Annotated in this window: 13 protein-coding genes; 10 read left to right on the top strand and 3 right to left on the bottom strand. The window is 74.3% G+C overall.

Annotation, left to right across the window (positions count from 1 at the left end):
* Positions 1 to 329: 329 nt before the first annotated feature.
* Positions 330 to 1,298: a DUF5926 family protein gene (locus tag D7M15_RS14875; RefSeq protein WP_121517961.1), complete on the top strand. Its 969-nt coding sequence runs from the start codon at positions 330 to 332 to the stop codon at positions 1,296 to 1,298.
* A gap of 716 nt (positions 1,299 to 2,014) precedes the next feature.
* Here D7M15_RS14875 and D7M15_RS14870 read toward each other — a convergent pair.
* Positions 2,015 to 2,692 carry a bifunctional DNA primase/polymerase gene (locus D7M15_RS14870; protein WP_121517960.1) on the bottom strand — a complete coding sequence of 226 codons (678 nt, stop codon included), beginning with the start codon at positions 2,690 to 2,692 and terminating at the stop codon, positions 2,015 to 2,017.
* A gap of 469 nt (positions 2,693 to 3,161) precedes the next feature.
* Here D7M15_RS14870 and D7M15_RS14865 point away from each other — a divergent pair, with 469 nt between their 5' ends.
* Complete coding sequence (locus D7M15_RS14865) at positions 3,162 to 4,820, top strand: PP2C family protein-serine/threonine phosphatase (protein ID WP_240649312.1); 1,659 nt, start codon at positions 3,162 to 3,164, stop codon at positions 4,818 to 4,820.
* Positions 4,821 to 5,148: 328 nt separating this feature from the next.
* Entirely contained in the window at positions 5,149 to 6,570 is a 1,422-nt protein-coding gene (locus D7M15_RS14860; protein WP_240649657.1) for an aminopeptidase P family protein, read from the top strand.
* An 84-nt stretch (positions 6,571 to 6,654) separates the two neighbouring features.
* On the opposite strand, the gene D7M15_RS14855 is transcribed toward D7M15_RS14860, so the two are convergent.
* Positions 6,655 to 7,758, bottom strand: a complete 1,104-nt coding sequence (locus D7M15_RS14855) for a helix-turn-helix transcriptional regulator (RefSeq protein WP_121517957.1) — start codon at positions 7,756 to 7,758, stop codon at positions 6,655 to 6,657.
* Between the two features lie 95 nt (positions 7,759 to 7,853).
* Positions 7,854 to 8,366 (bottom strand): ATP-binding protein, encoded by a 513-nt coding sequence (locus D7M15_RS14850; protein WP_121517956.1) that lies wholly within the window; start codon positions 8,364 to 8,366, stop codon positions 7,854 to 7,856.
* Between the two features lie 217 nt (positions 8,367 to 8,583).
* Here D7M15_RS14850 and D7M15_RS14845 point away from each other — a divergent pair, with 217 nt between their 5' ends.
* The 7 genes from D7M15_RS14845 (at position 8,584) to pheA (ending at position 16,466) form a co-directional block, all read left to right on the top strand.
* Positions 8,584 to 9,471 (top strand): hypothetical protein, encoded by an 888-nt coding sequence (locus tag D7M15_RS14845; protein ID WP_121517955.1) that lies wholly within the window; start codon positions 8,584 to 8,586, stop codon positions 9,469 to 9,471.
* Between the two features lie 427 nt (positions 9,472 to 9,898).
* Positions 9,899 to 10,630 (top strand): YcnI family protein, encoded by a 732-nt coding sequence (locus D7M15_RS14840; protein WP_121517954.1) that lies wholly within the window; start codon positions 9,899 to 9,901, stop codon positions 10,628 to 10,630.
* Between the two features lie 48 nt (positions 10,631 to 10,678).
* Positions 10,679 to 11,350, top strand: coding sequence for an SCO family protein (locus D7M15_RS14835; protein WP_121517953.1), 672 nt, complete (start codon positions 10,679 to 10,681; stop codon positions 11,348 to 11,350).
* The gene (locus D7M15_RS14830) at positions 11,347 to 11,808 is read left to right on the top strand and encodes a copper chaperone PCu(A)C (protein ID WP_121517952.1); all 462 of its coding nucleotides are present in this window, start codon (positions 11,347 to 11,349) and stop codon (positions 11,806 to 11,808) included. Before D7M15_RS14835 ends, D7M15_RS14830 begins: the two co-directional genes overlap by 4 nt.
* An 11-nt stretch (positions 11,809 to 11,819) precedes the next feature.
* The gene (locus D7M15_RS14825; RefSeq protein ID WP_121517951.1) at positions 11,820 to 14,075 is read left to right on the top strand and encodes a copper resistance protein CopC; all 2,256 of its coding nucleotides are present in this window, start codon (positions 11,820 to 11,822) and stop codon (positions 14,073 to 14,075) included.
* A 122-nt stretch (positions 14,076 to 14,197) separates the two neighbouring features.
* Positions 14,198 to 15,436, top strand: coding sequence for an iron uptake transporter deferrochelatase/peroxidase subunit (gene efeB, locus D7M15_RS14820; RefSeq protein WP_121517950.1), 1,239 nt, complete (start codon positions 14,198 to 14,200; stop codon positions 15,434 to 15,436).
* A gap of 100 nt (positions 15,437 to 15,536) precedes the next feature.
* Positions 15,537 to 16,466, top strand: coding sequence for a prephenate dehydratase (gene pheA / locus D7M15_RS14815; protein ID WP_121517949.1), 930 nt, complete (start codon positions 15,537 to 15,539; stop codon positions 16,464 to 16,466).
* Positions 16,467 to 16,898 lie beyond the last annotated feature (432 nt).

Here is a 16,898-nt window from a genome sequence, read left to right as displayed (position 1 = left end):
GACCGTGTGGGCGGTGCTGACGCCCGGCGAACGGCTCGGCGGCGCGTACGCGGGACTGGATCTGGCCGAGCTGGACGAACCGGCGTAGCGGCGCCGTCGCCCGTACGGGACCGGGTCGGGCGCGTACGGACGGCGGGGACGGCGGCACGCGCCCTCCGCCGCGAACGGCGAACGGTGGAACGCGAACCACGGCCGGTGAACCACGTACACCGGGGTGGGACTTGGCCGACGCCCCTCGACGCCGGTCGGCGACCGGCTAGGCTCGCGGGCGCAAGCATCGACCGCAGACCGCCGCACCGGCATCCGCCAGACCGGGAGTACCGCACGCCATGGCCAAGAAGCGCCGCCCCCAGACGAAGGCCAGCACACCGCAGCGGACGGACGGTGACATTCCCGTTGTCGGAGCGCGCGAGCCCTGCCCCTGCGACTCCGGCCGCCGCTACAAGGCGTGCCACGGCCGGGCCGCCTCGCACGCCGTGACGGAGCTGGTGCGGCGACCGTTCGAGGGCCTGCCCGGTGAGCAGGACTGGGTCGCGCTGCGCGAGCTGGTGCCCGCCGCCACCGTCGAACTCACCCTCAAGGGCGGGCTGCCCGCGGACGTGCCCGCCGTACGGCTCGCCACCGTGCTGCCGATGGCGTGGCCCGCGCTGCGCCGCGACAACGGCGAGGTCCTCCTCGGCCTCCAGAACGACACCGCGTCCGGCGACATCAGCCGCGACCTGGCCGACGTGCTCCAGCGCGCGCTGACCGCCGAGCCGGGCAACCCGGTCGGCGCCGCGCGGCCCGACCCCGAGGGCCCGCGCCTCCAGGAACTGCTCGACCCGGAGGCGGAGTTCACGCCCGAGGTGCACGACGGTTTCGACTTCTGGCTGGACGACGCCGAGGCCGCCACCGGCGAGGTCGCCGCGTCCCTCGAACGGGCGAACTCCGCGGCGATCCCGACGGCGCGGCTCTCCGGGGTGGAGGGCGCGTACTGGTGCGAGACACCGGAGAAGAACCACCTCCGGTGGGTGATGACGCACCCGGAGGAGAAGTTGCTCGACGCCCTGGCGCGGCTGCACGCCGCCGGGGAGTCGACGCTCGGGCCGGACACGCGGCTGGTGGGCTCGTTCCGGGCGCACGGGCTGACCGTTCCCGTCTGGGACCTGCCGCGCGCGATGACCGCGGAGGACTGCGAGAAGCCCGCGGAGTCGTTCGCCGCGCGGCTGGCCGAGGCGCTGGCCGCCGCCACCCCGCTGAGCCCCGACGAGCGCCGCGCGCGCAGCGGGCTCACGAACCGACAGGTGACGCTCAACTGAGTGCCCCGTGAGGGTGCTGCGGAGAAATCGTGCCCGTGACTCGGGTCACAGCCGCGCGACCCGGGCGGCGTACCCGCAGGTAAGTCGGCTTCCTCGACCGGGCGATCGAATTTGCTAATAGCCGATCTCTTGTTACCGTTCTAAGTGCCCGGTCGCTGGTGCATCCCCCGTCGCCAGCGATCGGGTTTTTGCATGCCCGGACCCGGTACGGCGTGACGGCGTCCCGTCAACTCGCCGCCAGGCGGGGGGAGTTGCTCCCGGCGCGCGGCAGGGTCCGGTCACCGCCTCTCGCCGCGCACTCCGCGACCGCGCTCTACACCGGCTCCGCCCCACGGTCAACTCCTCGACCGCCCGTGCGCACCCCGCCGTGCCCCTGGGGGCCCGCACGGGTCCGTCCGGCCCGCCCGTCGAGCACACGACTCGCGCTCACCGTACGGCTGTGGGGACGCGGCGGGGACAGCACCGCGCGTACGGGCCCACCCGAGGTGGTACGCACGCGGGGCCGCCCGGGGAGGCCACCTCGGGGGCTGCCCCGTGGCCCGAACCCACCGGCGCCGAGAGCCGGTTGCACCGCCCAAGCCGCCCGTTCCCCGCCAGCGGCCCGACCGGCCGCCGCCCGCACGGCTGAACGTTCCTGCCCGCTGTGGCGCACCGGTGACCCGCACCCCGCGCACCCCCGCGCGGGCCGTCCCGTACGGCGACGGGGCACCCGGCACTCAGTAGGCGAGCGTGCTGCCCGGGTCGGGGATCGCGGCGCTCGCCTCGACGAGCACGTCCACCAGCGTCTCCATCCGCGGCAGCCACGGGGTGCCGTGCTCGGCCTCGACGGACGGCTCGCGCTGCCAGCGGACCTGGCCGTGGCCGGTGAGTCCGGGCGGCAGCGCGACGTAGCCGCCGTCGCTGTGGAAGCGGAGGGAGCTGGGCACCGCGCCGTGCGCGTTGAGCAGCTCGCCCAGCTCCTCGAAACCGTACGGGGCCACCAGCAGCGTCCACCGCGTCGGCGTCGCCGCGACCGGCCCGACCCGTACGCCGCACGCGTCGAACTCCGCCAGCGCCCGCGCCCCGGCGACCGCCGGCAGGCTCAGCGCGCAGGGCGCGTGTCCGCCGTCCACGGGTGCGCCGGTGGCCAGGATCAGCGAGGCGTACGGCTGCTCCGACCACCACCAGCTGACCATGCGCGGATCGGTGGTCGCGGCCAGCAGGACGGGGTCTGCGGGGTGGGCGCCCGGCACCACGCAGTCGGCCGCGCCGCAGGAGCACGCGAGCGTGGGCAGTCTGCCGCCGACGCAGGTCGTGCCCGGCAGGACGGGCCACTGCCAGCGGGCCGCGCAGGTGAGTGCCGCGTTCCGCATCGATGACAGGGTCATGCGTCGCCTTCCGAGGATCTCGCGCATGAGCGCTCGTTCCTTTCCCGTAAACGCCAATGATGATCTTCTCGTTCGGAGATCTTCCAGCCCATCACACCACGTGGATCATGAGTCACCGTGCGTACGAGGCACTGCATCATGCCGCTCGAAGAGCGTGGTACCCGGCGGGGGAGAGCGCTCACGTGGCGCTTCCTCAGGTGCATCCCGCCGATTCGGGGGGTGGGGCGCGGCCGTCGCGGAGTAAGACGCGCGGACTGGCTACAGAGTTCCGTACCCGCGTCGGCCGAGGTGACTCTCCATCCCGTCGCACGGCCACCACCCCTGTGGGGGCGCCGACCCGCGCTGGGCTTCGTGCGTCGTGATGTCGTTGCCGTGCGCGGCCAGTCGACCGTAAAAGCCCTCACTGAGGGATGTTTTCCCGCCAACTTCAGTGCGTCACGGCCCCGCTGCCCCCTGACAACGTCGTCACGCGGACACCAGCAATCCCACGGGGACAATGCTGGACATCGCGTCGCCGGGGCGTGTACATCTGGAAGCATTGATAGCGGAGCAGCATGACATGGGGGTTTGCGATGCTATTGAGAAGTGTGAACGACGGTGCGGGCCGCCGCCCATGAGCGCCCCCCGTACTCCGAAAGTGGCCGGAATCAGCCCGACACTCCCCCCGCCCGAGCAAACTGCGCCCGTCGATCAGCTCGCCGCCGTCCAGGACCAGCTCGCGGGCTGGATCTCCGACCTCACCTCCCTGCACGACCTGACCGAGCGGCTCGCCCGTACGACCGGCGTGGACGACGCGATGAACGAGCTGCTGGCCGCGGGTGCGACCCTCGTCGGCGCGCGGCGCGGGCTGATGGCCCTGGCGCCCGTCGACAGGCACGGGCCCGAGCGGACCGTCGGACTGGGGCTGGGCCGCGCCGATCTTGGCCAGATCGAGACCGTCCCGCGCACCGCCACCTCGTACACCCGTCTCCTCGACGGCCTCGCTCCCGTGAACGCCCCGCGCGCCACCCGTACGTCCGGCACCCCCGCCCCCGGGTCCGCCGCCGACGGCGAAGCGGAGGACGGTCCGGCCCGTGGCCGGGAAGGCTCCCCAGGCGGTACGGGCGGGAACGGCGCCGGAGGAAGCGGTGCGAGCGGAACGCGTGGGCGCGGGGACTCCGGCGGCGGCGCCCCCGGCGCGCGCCCCGGCGTGGCGCACCCCGACATCGCCACCGACCCCGCCCTCGACCCCCGGCACCGCGAGGTCGCGGGCCGCCTCGGCTTCGGCGCGAGCTACGCCGTCCCCGTCACCGCGCACGACGGCACCCACGTCGGCGCCGCGCTCTGGCTCTACGACGAGCCCGCCGAGCCCAACGCCCGCCAGCGCCACCTCCTCGACCTCTACGTCCGTTGCGCGGGCGAACTCCTCGCCCGCCACCTCGAGGTCGCCCGCGCCCGCGCGGACGTCGCCGCCGTCCGCGAGGAGCTGCTGCCCAGCCGCCTGCCGCGGGTGCCGGGTGTGCGGCTGGCCGTACGGCACCGGACGGGGCCGCTCGGCGGCGGCGACTGGTACGACGCGCTGCCGCTGCCGGAGGGCGCGTTGGGCCTGTCCGTGGGCGGGGTGACCGGCCGCGGGGCGGGCGCCATGGCGGCGATGGGGCGGCTGCGCGCGTCCCTCCGCGCGTACGCGGTGATGGAGGGCGAGGACCCCGTCGCCGTCCTGTCCGACCTGGAGCTGCTGCTGCGGCTGACGGAGCCGGCGCGTTCGGCGACCGCCCTGTTCGCGTACGCGGAGCCCGCCACGCGGCGGGTGGTGGTCGCGGGTGCCGGGCACTGCCCGCCGCTGATCACGGGGCCGTGGCGCACGGAGTACGCAGAAACGACTCTCTCCGCCCCGCTGGGCATGCTGGCCTGCTGGGAGGCGCCGAGCGTCGAACTGACGCTGCGGCAGGGCGAGACGATGCTGTTCTACAGCGACGGGCTGCTGCACCGCACCGGCGAGTCGGCGGACCGCGCCTCCGCCCGGCTCCGGTCCGCCGCCGTCGACGCGCCGTTCGAGGCGCGCGAGGACCCGGACGCGCTGGTCGACCACGTGCTGCGCACCGTGCTGCCGGACGGGCGGGACCGGTCGGACGACCCGGAGGACGTCGTCCTGCTGGCCGCCCGTTTCGCCTGACGGGCGGCGAGAGCACCGCCCCGCGCGCGGAGCGCGTGTCACGCCCGCGCGGCGGTACGGGCGGAGGGACCCGCACCACGTTCGTCCGTACGCGGCGTACGGGTGCGGCGCGCTCCCGTACGGCGCCCCACCCGGGCTGACATAGACGTCACAGGTTTTCGCTCCTGTACGTCCGGCCCGGCAGCCATACGATGGAGAGCGGTCCGGCACCGTACGAGGAGGAGACGTGACAGACGCCGCAGAACAGCCCGCAGGGTCGCCCGAGGAGCCCCGTTCGCCGGGGGCGGCGGACGGGGGACGGTCGGGGCAGGCCGCGCCGGAACAGCCGGTGCAGCAGCGGAAGAACGGGGTGTACGCGGACGTGTCCGACGAGCTGGCCGCCAACATGAGGACGGGATGGGCCGACACCGAGCTGCGCGACGTCAGCCCCCTCCCGCAGGCGGCGCGTACGGCCGCCCGCCGCGCCGCCCTGTCCGCCCGTTTCCCCGGCGAGCGCCTGGTGGTCCCGGCGGGCAACCTGAAGGTGCGTTCCAACGACACCGACTACCCGTTCCGCGCCACCGTCGAGTACGCGTACCTCACCGGTGCCCTCGTCGAGGACGGCGTCCTGGTGATGGAGCCGGACGGCGACAGCGGGCACGTCTCCACCCTCTACCTGCTGCCCCGCTCCGACCGCGGGAACGGCGAGTTCTGGCTCGACGGGCAGGGCGAGCTGTGGGTCGGGCGGCGGCACAGCCTGGCCGAGTCGGCGCGGCTGTACGGGCTGCCGTGCGAGGACGTGCGCGGTGTCGCCGACCGGCTGCGCGCCGCCTCCGGGCCGGTGCGCGTGGTGCGCGGCCAGGACGCGTCGGTCGACGACGCCCTCACCGACAAGGTGACGGCCGAGCGGGACGCGGAGCTGCGCACGTTCCTCTCCGAGATGCGGCTCGTGAAGGACGAGTTCGAGATCGGGGAGATGGAGAAGGCGTGCGACTCGACGGTGCGCGGTTTCGAGGACGTCGTACGGGTGCTGGACCGCGCGGAGGCGACCTCCGAGCGCTATCTGGAGGGCACTTTCTTCCTCCGCGCGCGCGTGGAGGGCAACGACGTCGGCTACGGCTCGATCTGCGCGTCCGGCCCGCACGCCACCACGCTGCACTGGGTGCGCAACGACGGTCCCGTGCGCTCCGGTGACCTGCTGCTGCTGGACGCCGGTGTGGAGACGCACACGCTCTACACCGCCGACGTCACCCGCACCCTCCCCGTCAGCGGCCGTTTCACGGACCTCCAGCGGAAGATCTACGACGCGGTGTACGAGGCGCAGGTGGCGGGGATAGCGGAGGTGCGGCCGGGTGCGAAGTACCTGGACTTCCACCGCGCCGCGCAGCGCGTGCTCGCGGGGCGACTCGTCGAGTGGGGCCTGCTGGACGGCCCGGTGGAACGGGTCCTGGAGCTGGGCCTGCAACGCCGCTGGACGCTGCACGGCACCGGGCACATGCTCGGCATGGACGTGCACGACTGCGCGGTCGCGCGCCGGGAGGCGTACGTCGAGGGGACGCTCGAACCGGGCATGTGCCTGACGGTGGAGCCGGGGCTGTACTTCCAGCCGGACGACCTGACGGTGCCCGAGGAGTACCGGGGCATCGGCGTCCGCATCGAGGACGACCTCCTCGTCACGGACGACGGCAACCGCAACCTGTCCGCAGCGCTCCCGCGTACGAGCGCGGACGTGGAGTCGTGGATGGCGCGGCTCAAGGGGACGGACGCCTGACGCGCGGACGGCCGGGAAGCCGTCCGACGGGACGCCGGTGACGGATGACGGTGACGGGGCGTACGGGCGGTGCGCGGCGCCCCGTCAGATCCAGCCGCGGCGGGCGGCGAGCACGCCCGCCTGGAAGCGGCCGTTCGCGCCGAGGCGTTCCTGGAGGTCCCCGATCCTGCGGCGGAGCGTGCGGACGCTGAGGCCGAGCTGCCGGGTGATCGCGACGTCGCTGAGCCCGGCGGCCAGCAGGGTGAGTATCTCCCGTTCCGTGCCGGTGAGTTCACCGGAGGCGGTGGCCGACGGCACCCCGGAGCCGGTCGTGCCGAGCGGCGCCGCCCCCCGCCACAGCGTCTCGAACACCGCGCCCAGCGCGTCCGTCAGCGCCGAGTGGTGCACGAGCGCGGCGCTCGCCCCCGCCCCGTACTCCGGTCTGGTCAGCGGCACCATCGCGGTCCGCCCGTCGACCAGTACGAGCTTCAGCGGTACGGCGGGCAGCACCCGCCCGCGTTCCCCGAAGCTGGCCATCCGGCGGGCCTGCGCGAGGCGCTCGGGGTCCTCCAGGCCGCCGATGGCGTAGACCGTGCGGAACGCGACGCCCCGGCGCATCGCCTCCGACTCGTACGCGGAGTGGAGCGCGGGGTCGACCACGTACGGCGCGGTGTCCAGGACGCACACCTCGTGCTCCGCGACGGCGTACAGCTGCCGCAGCCGTACGGAGTGCTCCGTGCCGCCGACGACGACCTCCAGCAGCCGGGACGGCTCCGTGTGCAGCCGCGCCTCGTCGTACTCGCGCGCCAGCTCGCCACCGGCGAGGGCGGTCAGCAGGTCGAACTGCCGCTCGTGGCGGCGGATCAGGTCGCGTATCGCGACGCGGGGGTCGAGCGCGGTGATGTCGGCGGAGCGTACGGACGCTGCGGACGGGGACGACCCGGCGGCGGGTTCGGCGGGGTCCTCGGTCGCCGTACCGTCCGCGCCGTCCGTACGGTCGGGTGTGCGCGGGAGTTCGACGAGCCCCAGCTCCGCGAGGCGTGCCAGCGCCCGGCGTACGCGGGGCTCGCTCTCCCCCACACCGTGCGCCCATCTCTCCGGCCCGGCGCCGGGGTGGCGCAGCGCCTCGCGGTAGACGCGCTCCTCGAACTCCGTGACGCCGACGGCGGACCACATGCCGTACTCCTCCCCCGGGGCTCCGGACGACATGGGGCGATCCTCCGCTCCCGCTGTGAACCCGCCTCAAAGGGGAGCGTAACGATCCGAACACCTGGTCGCCACGCATATCGCCCGGCGAGGATCGTTCAGCCCGCGCGGAGCAGGGCGTCGTCCCGCCACTTGAGGATCTTGTCGAAACTGACCACCGCGCCGCCCCGGTCGGAACGGTTGTGGAAGCGGACGTGGTCCGCGAGGGACTCGATGATGCGCAGACCGCGGCCGTCCTCCGCGACGGGCGGCACGGGTGCGGCACCGACGCCGACGCCCACCCCGGCGGCGGTCCCGGCCGCCGCGCACACGGCGTACGCGTCGGAACCGGCCGCCGCGCGCGCGGGCGGCTCCGGGAAGCCCGGACCCGCGTCCGTCACCTCGACGTGGCAGGTGTCGCCGTCGATGCAGGCGGTGACGCGGTACGCGTCGCCACGGTCCCCGGCGCCGTGCTCGACGGCGTTGGCGCAGGCTTCCGACAGGGCGACCGCCAGCTCGTACGAGATCTCGCGGTCGACGCCCGCGGTCTCCATCGTCCCCAGCAGCAGCCGCCGCGCGAGAGGCACACTCGCCGCCTCGCGGCGCAGATGGAGCGTCCACCAGATGCTCATGCTCACCCTCCAGGCCGCGGCTCGTGTCCGGCCGCGAGGGGCCGTCCGGCCATGTCGGTAGGTATTGCCGGGACGAACGCGTAGTAAGCGTGGTTTTGGGTTGACTCCGCCCGTTCGGCCGATGTGGCGCGGAGCCCGCTTGTGCATGGCGTGCTCCGGAACGGGTTCCCGGCCCGCCAGGTCCGGAACGCGCCCGCGGTGAGATGATGGCGCCGCCATGACTGCCGGTGCGGATCTGAGGGTGTTGCGGGCTGCGGTGTTCACCGCGGTCTGCGTCGCACTGTCCGTGGCCGGGCACGTCCTCGTCGCCGGGACACCGCGCGTACCGCTGTGGGCGGTCGGCGCGGGCTGCGCCCTCGTCTTCGCGGTGGCCGCGCCGCTCGCCGGACGCGAACGCTCGCTGCCCGGCATCGCCGCCCTGCTGGCCCTCGGCCAGCTCGCGCTGCACACCCTCTTCTCGTACGGGCAGCACGCGGCCCCGTACGGGCCGCACGCGGCGCCGCGACACACCGCGGGTGGCGGCGAAGCGGCGGGTGGCGCCCGGGAGTTGGCGGCGCGGCTGCTGTGCGGCGACGGCGCCGCCGCCACCACCCTGACCGACTCCGAGGCGCACCAGGTCCTCAACCGTGCGGGCATCGGCGGCGGCGGGCACGCCGCGCACGCCGCCGGGGCGCACGCCGCCACGGGCGGCGCGGGCGGAGGTACGGGCGGCGCGGGTACGGGGCCGGAGACGACCGTCGAGTGCCTGCGGGCCGCCGTGGACGCGGCGTTCACCGCGTGCTCCGCCACCATGCTCCTCGGGCACCTGCTCGCCGCCGTGGCGACGGGCTGGCTGCTGCGGCGCGGCGAGGCCGCGCTGTGGCGGCTGGTGCGCTGCTCGGCGGAGGCCGCCGCGCGCGCGGAGGAGCTGGCGACCGTACGGGAGCTGCGGACGGCGTTCGCTTGTGCGCGCGCTCTCCGCGCGGGGCTGCCGGCGTGCGCCCCGGAGCCGTACCTCACCCGTGGGGCGCACGACGTACGTGTGCCCCGTTCCGTACTGCTGCGCCACGGTGTGCGGCGGCGTGGGCCGCCGTCCGGGACGGAGAGCCTCGCGCTCGCAGCGTGACGGTTCGCCACGTGACCGCCCACCGGGCGGCCGTTCGGCGCGTGACAGCGCGCGCGTGACGGCGGCCCGTACGCACCGGCCGTGACAGGCCGGTGCCGGACGCGGTGACACGTGGTGCGTCCGGGCACGTACGGCAGGCGTCGGGGGAGCAGGGTTCCGGGAGCGGGCGGACACGGAGAAACGCGTCCGCGCGCGCGGACGCGCCCACACGTCGGGCGGACCGCGTACGTACCGCTCCGCCGTACACCCCGCCGCCCCGTGGAACGCGCGCCCCGCGCGCGGACACGCCCCGCCGCCGTACCGCCCCCGCGCACCGCCGTCCACCGCCCGTCCGCCGCCGCGCGCGGCGGGGGCCCGACACGTGCCGGACGCGCCCGCGCGCGCCCACCGAAGACATCCGCCGTGACAGCCAGCCGTAAGGAACCCCATGAAGACGTCCCACCGCCGCGCCGCGACCACCGGTGCGCTCGCCGTGTCCGCCGTACTCCTCGCCGCGGGCACCGCCTCCGCCCACGTGTCCGTCAACCCGGAGGCGGCCGAGCAGGGCGGCTACGCCACCGTCAACTTCAAGGTCCCCAACGAGCGGGACGACGCCTCCACGATCAAGCTCGAGGTCAGCCTCCCCACCGACCACCCGCTGACGTCGGTGATGCCGCAGCCGGTGCCCGGCTGGGACGTGAAGGTCACCAAGTCGAAGCTGGACGAGCCCATCGAGTCGCACGGCGAGCAGATCGACGAGGCCGTCTCGAAGATCACGTGGTCGGGCGGGAAGATCGAGCCGGGGCAGTTCCAGCAGTTCCCCGTGTCGATGGGGCAGTTGCCGGAGGACGCCGACCAGCTCGTCCTCAAGTCCCTCCAGACGTACGACAACAAGGAGGTCGTCCGCTGGATCGAGGAGCCGAAGGAGGGCGCGGAGGAGCCGGAGAGCCCGGCGCCCGTGCTCAAGCTGACGCCCGCCGCGGAGGGCGGGCACGGCGCCGACGCCGGGAACGCGAAGAACGGTGAGGACGACACGGCGACCGAGAACGCCGCCGCCTCCTCCGACGGCGACTCCGACAGCACGGACACCACCGCGCGCGTCCTCGGCGTCGCCGGGATCGTCGTCGGCGTCGCCGGGGTGGCCTTCGGCGTACTCGCCGGACGACGCCGTTCCGCGTGACCCTCCGTACCGTCCGTCAGTCCACACGAAGAACAGCGGGAACAGCACATGCGCACCACAGCAACACGTAGGGCAGTCGCCGCCGCGCTCGTCGCGGTGGCGGCCGCCGCCCTCACCGCCTGCGGCGGGGACGACGGCGACGACGGCGGGGACGACTCCGCGGCCGCCCGGGTCGACGGCGGGCAGGAGAAGGGCGGCGCCGTACTGGACCGCCCCTTCGAGAAGCCCGACCTGACGCTGACCGACACCGAGGGCAAGGAGTACGACCTGGTCGACGAGACGAAGGGCCGCACCACCCTCGTCTACTTCGGCTACACCAACTGCCCCGACGTCTGCCCGTTGACCATGAGCAACATCGCCGTCGCCAAGTCCAAGCTCGACAAGGCGGAACAGCGGAAACTCGACGTCGTCTTCGTCACCTCCGACCCGAAGCGCGACACCCCGAAGCGCCTCGGCAAGTGGCTCCGGATGCACGACCCGTCGTTCGTCGGCCTCACCGGCGACTTCGACACCATCCAGGCGGGGGCGCGCAGCGTCGGCGTGCACATCGAGCCGTCGTACGAGAAGAAGAACGGCGACGTGGTGTCCACGCACGGCGCCCAGGTGCTGGCGTTCTCCGCGAAGGACGACAAGGCGCACGTCCTCTACACCGAGCAGAACGCCACCGCGCAGATCCTCGCGAAGGAACTGCCGACGCTCCTGAAGGGCGGTACGCCGTGACCCGCGCGCGCGTGTGCGCCCTGGCGCTCGCCGGTGCCCTCGCGGTGGGCGGCTGCGGCTCGTCCGACTCCGGCTCGGACTCCGGGGGCGCGCCCGAGTTGAAGGCCAGCGGGGCGTACGTGCCGCGGCCCGTCATGGACGACATGGCGGGCGGTTTCCTCGTCGTCGAGAACGAGGGCGGTACGGCCGACCGCCTCACCCGTGTCACCAGCGACCTGTCCGACACCGTGGAACTGCACGAGACGGTCGACCGGCAGATGCGGCAGGTGACGTCGTTCCCGATCCCGGCGGACGGCGAACTGGCCCTCAGCCGGGGCGGGAAGCACCTGATGTTCCTCGACCTGGCGCGCAGGCCCGCGGAGGGCGACAAGGTCTCCGTGGAGCTGCACTTCGAGAAGTCCGACCCGATCAAGCTGTCCGTTCCGGTCAAGGCGACGAACTACACACCCCCGAAATGAGGTGCTGAAGCGTGCCGCTCACCACCGCACCACGGCCGCGCACACGCGCACGGTCCCGGGCATCCGCGCGCGCGGGTGCGGACGTACGGAGCCGGATACGCGTACGGGAGCGGGCGCGGGGACGCGTACGGGCGCGGCGTGACCGTGCCCTGCTCGGCGTCCTCGGCCTGCTCGCCGCCGTCTGCGCGCTGCTGCTCGGCACGGCGGCCCCCGCCTCCGCGCACGCCGCGCTGACGGGCAGCGACCCGGCGGACGGCGCGGTGGTGGGCAGCGCGCCCGCGGAGATCACGCTGACCTTCTCGGAGGGCGTCGCCCTGTCCGACGACTCCGTACGCGTCCTCGCGCCAGACGGGGAACGTGTCGACGCGGGGAAGGTCCGCGACCTGGGCGGCGGCGGCAGCGTCGAGTACGGCGCGGCGCTGCGCGACGAGCTGGGCGACGGCACGTACACGGTGGCGTGGAAGGCGGTGTCCGCCGACAGCCACCCGGTGTCGGGGGCGTTCACCTTCTCCGTCGGCGCCCCCTCGGAGACGTCCGTGGACCTGCCCCGGCAGGAGGCGGGCGGCGGCACGGTCGGCTTCCTGTACGACGTGGGGCGCTACGCGGCGTACGCGGGCTTCGTGCTCCTCGTCGGCGGCGCCGTGTTCGTGCTGGCCTGCTGGCCGGGCGGGGCGCGGGAACACGCGGTGCGGCGGCTGGTCGCGGCGGGCTGGGTCACGCTGACGGCGGCGACGCTGGCGATGCTCCTGCTGCGGCACGCGTACGACGAGGGCGGCGGGCCGGGCGACGTGTTCGACCTGTCCGGGCTGCGGGCGGTCGTCGACACGAAGCCGGCGGCCGCGCTGATCTCACGGCTGTTGCTGCTCGCGGCGGCGGCGCTGTTCGTGTCGGTGCTGTTCGGCACGTACGCGCGGGGGGCGGTGGACGCGGAACGCGGCCCCGCGCGTGACGGCGCGGAGGGCGGGCCCGAGGGCGGGTCCGGGAGCACCGCGTCCGCAACCGGGACGGTCACGGTTCCGGAAGGGGCGGCGGGGACGACGACGCCGAGCAAGGGCGGACCGGAAGGGGAAACGGAACGGAAGGGGAACCTCCGTACCGGCGCCGAGCAGCGCGACCTCTTCTTCGGACTCGCCCTCGGCGGCGCCGTCGTGGCCACCGGGCTGGCCGCCACCTGGGCCATGGCCGAACACGCCTCCACCGGCATCCAGACCTCCCTGGCCATGCCCGCCGACGTCGTGCACCTGCTGGCGGTCGCCGCCTGGCTCGGCGGCCTGGCGGCCCTGCTCGCGGCACTGCACGGGGGCGCCCCCGTCACCGCGGACGCCGTACGGCGCTTCTCGCGGGTCGCGTTCGGCAGCGTCGTGGCGCTGGTCGCCACGGGCGTCTACCAGTCCTGGCGGCAGGTCGGCACCTGGTCCGCGCTGGTGGACACCTGGTACGGGCAGCTGCTGCTGGTCAAGGTCGGACTGGTGGCGGTGCTGCTGGGCCTGGGCTGGTTCTCGCGACGCTGGACGGCCCGGCTGGCGACCGCGCCGGACGCGGGTACGGGTACGGGTACGAACGCGGGTACGGGTCCGGCGTCGGGGCCGGACGCCGAACCGGAACCGGTCGCGGAACCCGCGTCCGACGAGGTCCCGGAGCCCGTTCCGGCCACCGCGCGCGCGGACGCGTCGTCACCCGCAGGGGTGCCCGATCCCGTACGCGCCGCGCAGCTCGCCCGGCAACGTGCCGCCGCCGACACCGCGCACCGCAGGCGGGTGCGGGACGCGGACCCGCGCCGCGCCGGACTGCGGCGTTCCGTACTGGCTGAGGCAGCCGTCGCCGTCGTCGTCCTCGCCGTCACGACGGCGCTGACCGGCGCCGAGCCCGGCCGTACGGCCGAGGCCACGGAACGCGCGGGCGGCCCGTCCGGCGGCGCGCCCGACGGCCCGGCGGCCCTCACCCTCCCCTTCGACACGGGCGGCCCCGGCGGCGCGGGCACGGCCGAGGTCACCGTCGACCCGGGCCGTACGGGCGCGAACCTGCTGGAGGTGCACGTCACCGACCGGGCCGGGAAGCCGTTGACGGTGCCGGAGGTGCAGGTCGCGTTCAGCCTCCCCGCGAAGGATCTGGGGCCGTTGCGCAGCTCCCCCCGCTCGGCGGGCGCGGGCCACTGGGAGGCGACGGACGTACGGCTGCCGGTGGCGGGCGAGTGGGAGGTCGCCGTCACGGTCCGCACGTCGGACATCGACCAGGTCACGGAGACGGAGTCCGTACGGATCGGCTGACGCGCGCCCGGCCGTCGGCACGGACGACACCGGCACCAGCACAGGCACCACAACCACAACCACAACCACAACCAGCACCAGCACCAGCACCAGCACCAGCACCAGCACGGAACTAGGAAGCGATGAACGAGCACGACACCAGCCCCACCCGGCGCCGCCTCCTCGGCACCGTCGGCGCCGCGGGCGCCGCCGGGCTCGCGGTCGGCGGCGCGGGCGGCGCGTTCGCCCGGTCCGCCGCCGAGGACGAGGCGCCGACCGCGCTCGCCACCGTCGGGTCGACGGAGGTGCCCTTCCACGGCAGACACCAGCCGGGCATCACCACGCCGCTCCAGGCCCACGCGCACCTCGCCGCGTTCGACCTGGTGTCCGACGCGGGCCGCGGGCGGGCCGCCGCGCTGCTGCGCCGCTGGTCGCGTACGGCCGCCGCGCTGATGGCGGGCGGGCCCGCGCCGGACGGGCACTCCGGGGTGGCCCTGGACGCGGGCCCGTCGTCGCTCACGGTGACGTTCGGCTTCGGGCGCGGCTTCTTCCGCCGTACGGGGCTCGCGGCGCGACTGCCCGAGGCGCTCGCGCCGCTCCCGCAGTTCTCGACGGACGCGCTCGACGCGCGGCGCTCGGACGGCGACCTGTGGGTGCAGGTCGGGGCGGACGACGGGCTCGTCGCGTTCGAGGCGCTGCGCGCGGTGCAGCGGGACGCGTCCGGCACCGCGCGGCTGCGCTGGCAGATGAACGGCTTCAACCGCTCGGCGGGCGCGACCGCCCGGCCGATGACCATGCGCAACCTGATGGGGCAGGTCGACGGCACGAACAACCCCAAGCCGTCCGAACCCGACTTCGACGAGCGGGTGTTCGTGCCGCCGGGGGGCACGCCCGACTGGATGGAGCACGGTTCGTACGCCGTCTTCCGGCGCATCCGGATGCTCCTCGACAGCTGGGACGAGCTGTCGCTGGCGCGGCAGGAGAAGGTCATCGGCCGCCGGAAGTCGGACGGCGCGCCGCTGTCGGGCGGCACCGAGACCACCGCCGTCGACATGGAGAAGCGGAAGGGCGACGGTTCCCCCGCCGTGGCGGCGAACGCGCACGTGCGGGTGACCGCGCCGGACACCAACGGCGGTGCCGCGATGCTGCGCCGCTCCTTCTCCTTCCACGACGGCTTCCGCGACGACGGCGCCCCGGACGCGGGCCTGCTGTTCGTCGCCTGGCAGGCGGACCCGCTGACCGGTTTCGTGCCCGTGCAGCGGAAGCTCGACAGCGGCGACGCGCTGTCCGCGTTCCTGCGGCACGAGGCGAGCGCGCTGTTCGCGGTGCCGGGCGGGGCGGCGGAGGGCGAGTACGTGGGTCAGCGGCTGCTGGAGGGCTGAGCACCGCGCGCGGGGCGTGTCGTACGGGCTCCGCGCGGGCGTCCCGTACGGGCGTGGACGGCCGGGACGGGGCACCCGTACGCGCGACTAGTGTGTCCGCATGTCACCCGCGAGCCGCTACACGTACCTCGGTCCCGAGGGGACCTTCACCGAGGCCGCCCTGCGCACCCTGCCCGAGGCCGCCACGCGCGAACTGCTGCCGATGGTCTCGGTGCCCGCCGCGCTGGACGCCGTACGGAGCGGTGAGGCCGCCGGTGCGCTGGTGCCGATCGAGAACTCGGTGGAGGGCGGCGTCACCGCCACCCTGGACGAACTCGCGGGCGGCGAACCGTTGATGATCTACCGCGAGGTGCTGCTGCCGATCGCGTTCGCGCTGCTCGTACGGCCGGGCACCGCGCTGGAGAGCGTGAAGACGGTGACGGGCCACCCGGTCGCGCAGCCGCAGGTGCGGAACTGGCTGGGGGCGCACCTGCCGGACGCGCTGTGGGAGTCGGCCGCGTCGAACGCGGACGGCGCGCGGCTGGTGCAGGAGGGGCGCTACGACGCGGCGTTCGCGGGCGAGTTCGCGGCGGCGCCGTACGGGCTGGAGCCGCTGGTACGGGACATCCACGACGCGCAGAACGCGACGACCCGCTTCGTGCTGGTGGGGCGCCCGGCGCGGCCCGCGGCGCCCACGGGCGCGGACAAGACGTCGGTGGTGATGTGGCTGCGCGAGGACCATCCGGGCGCGCTGCTGGAGCTGCTGCACGAGTTCGCGTCGCGCGGCGTGAGCATGATGCGCATCGAGTCGCGGCCGACGGGTGAGGGGATCGGGCGGTACTGCTTCTCGGTCGACTGCGAGGGGCACGTGTCGGACCGGCGCGTGGGCGACGTGCTGATGGGGCTGAAGCGGTCGTGCCAGAAGGTGCGCTTCCTGGGGTCGTATCCGCGGGCGGACGAGGTGCCGCCGACGCTGACGGCGGGGACGACGGACGAGGAGTTCGTGGCGGCGGCCGACTGGCTGACCCGCTGCATGGACGGCCGCGCCTGACGGTCCCGTGGTTATCCACAGGCCGTACGGGCTGCCTGTGCACAAGTCGACACCCGAAACGGGCAGTGTCGACAAAACCGCATGGAGACCTCGGAGGCATCCACAGCGCTCCGAAACAACGTACGTCACCCCAATTGAGCCGAACAACTCTTTGGAGTGACGCATTTCTTCTTGAAACCGGGTGTATCCCGCACGTGCGAGGGGAATTCTGCGCCACCGCGCATTCCCGGCGACGCACCGCCGAAGAATTTCCACAGCCCACCCCCTCCCTGTGGAAAACCCTCGGAGAAGGCCACAGGGCTGTGGATAAGAACCCCGGTCAGCCGCCACCGGGCCCCTCCTCGCCGCCCTTGGAGCGACGGGAACGGGGACGGAAGGCCACCCGGAGGTGACACCGGGGAGAATGACGGATTCCCTTCCACGGCCCGTACG

Origin of the sequence: Streptomyces sp. Z26 (assembly GCF_003665095.1) — a bacterium.
Lineage (GTDB): Bacteria > Actinomycetota > Actinomycetes > Streptomycetales > Streptomycetaceae > Streptomyces > Streptomyces phytohabitans.
Note: the sequence above shows the minus strand (reverse complement) of the source record. Positions and strands in the feature narration are given on the sequence as shown.

Excerpts from the sequence above, each read along its gene's own strand:
- D7M15_RS14875 (WP_121517961.1), top strand. The coding sequence starts at position 330 with ATGGCCAAGAAGCGCCGCCCCCAGACGAAGGCCAGCACACCGCAGCGG.
- D7M15_RS14870 (WP_121517960.1), bottom strand. The coding sequence starts at position 2,692 with ATGCGCGAGATCCTCGGAAGGCGACGCATGACCCTGTCATCGATGCGG.
- D7M15_RS14865 (WP_240649312.1), top strand. The coding sequence starts at position 3,162 with ATGCTGGACATCGCGTCGCCGGGGCGTGTACATCTGGAAGCATTGATA.
- D7M15_RS14855 (WP_121517957.1), bottom strand. The coding sequence starts at position 7,758 with ATGTCGTCCGGAGCCCCGGGGGAGGAGTACGGCATGTGGTCCGCCGTC.
- D7M15_RS14850 (WP_121517956.1), bottom strand. The coding sequence starts at position 8,366 with ATGAGCATCTGGTGGACGCTCCATCTGCGCCGCGAGGCGGCGAGTGTG.
- D7M15_RS14845 (WP_121517955.1), top strand. The coding sequence starts at position 8,584 with ATGACTGCCGGTGCGGATCTGAGGGTGTTGCGGGCTGCGGTGTTCACC.
- D7M15_RS14840 (WP_121517954.1), top strand. The coding sequence starts at position 9,899 with ATGAAGACGTCCCACCGCCGCGCCGCGACCACCGGTGCGCTCGCCGTG.
- D7M15_RS14835 (WP_121517953.1), top strand. The coding sequence starts at position 10,679 with ATGCGCACCACAGCAACACGTAGGGCAGTCGCCGCCGCGCTCGTCGCG.
- efeB (WP_121517950.1), top strand. The coding sequence starts at position 14,198 with ATGAACGAGCACGACACCAGCCCCACCCGGCGCCGCCTCCTCGGCACC.
- pheA (WP_121517949.1), top strand. The coding sequence starts at position 15,537 with ATGTCACCCGCGAGCCGCTACACGTACCTCGGTCCCGAGGGGACCTTC.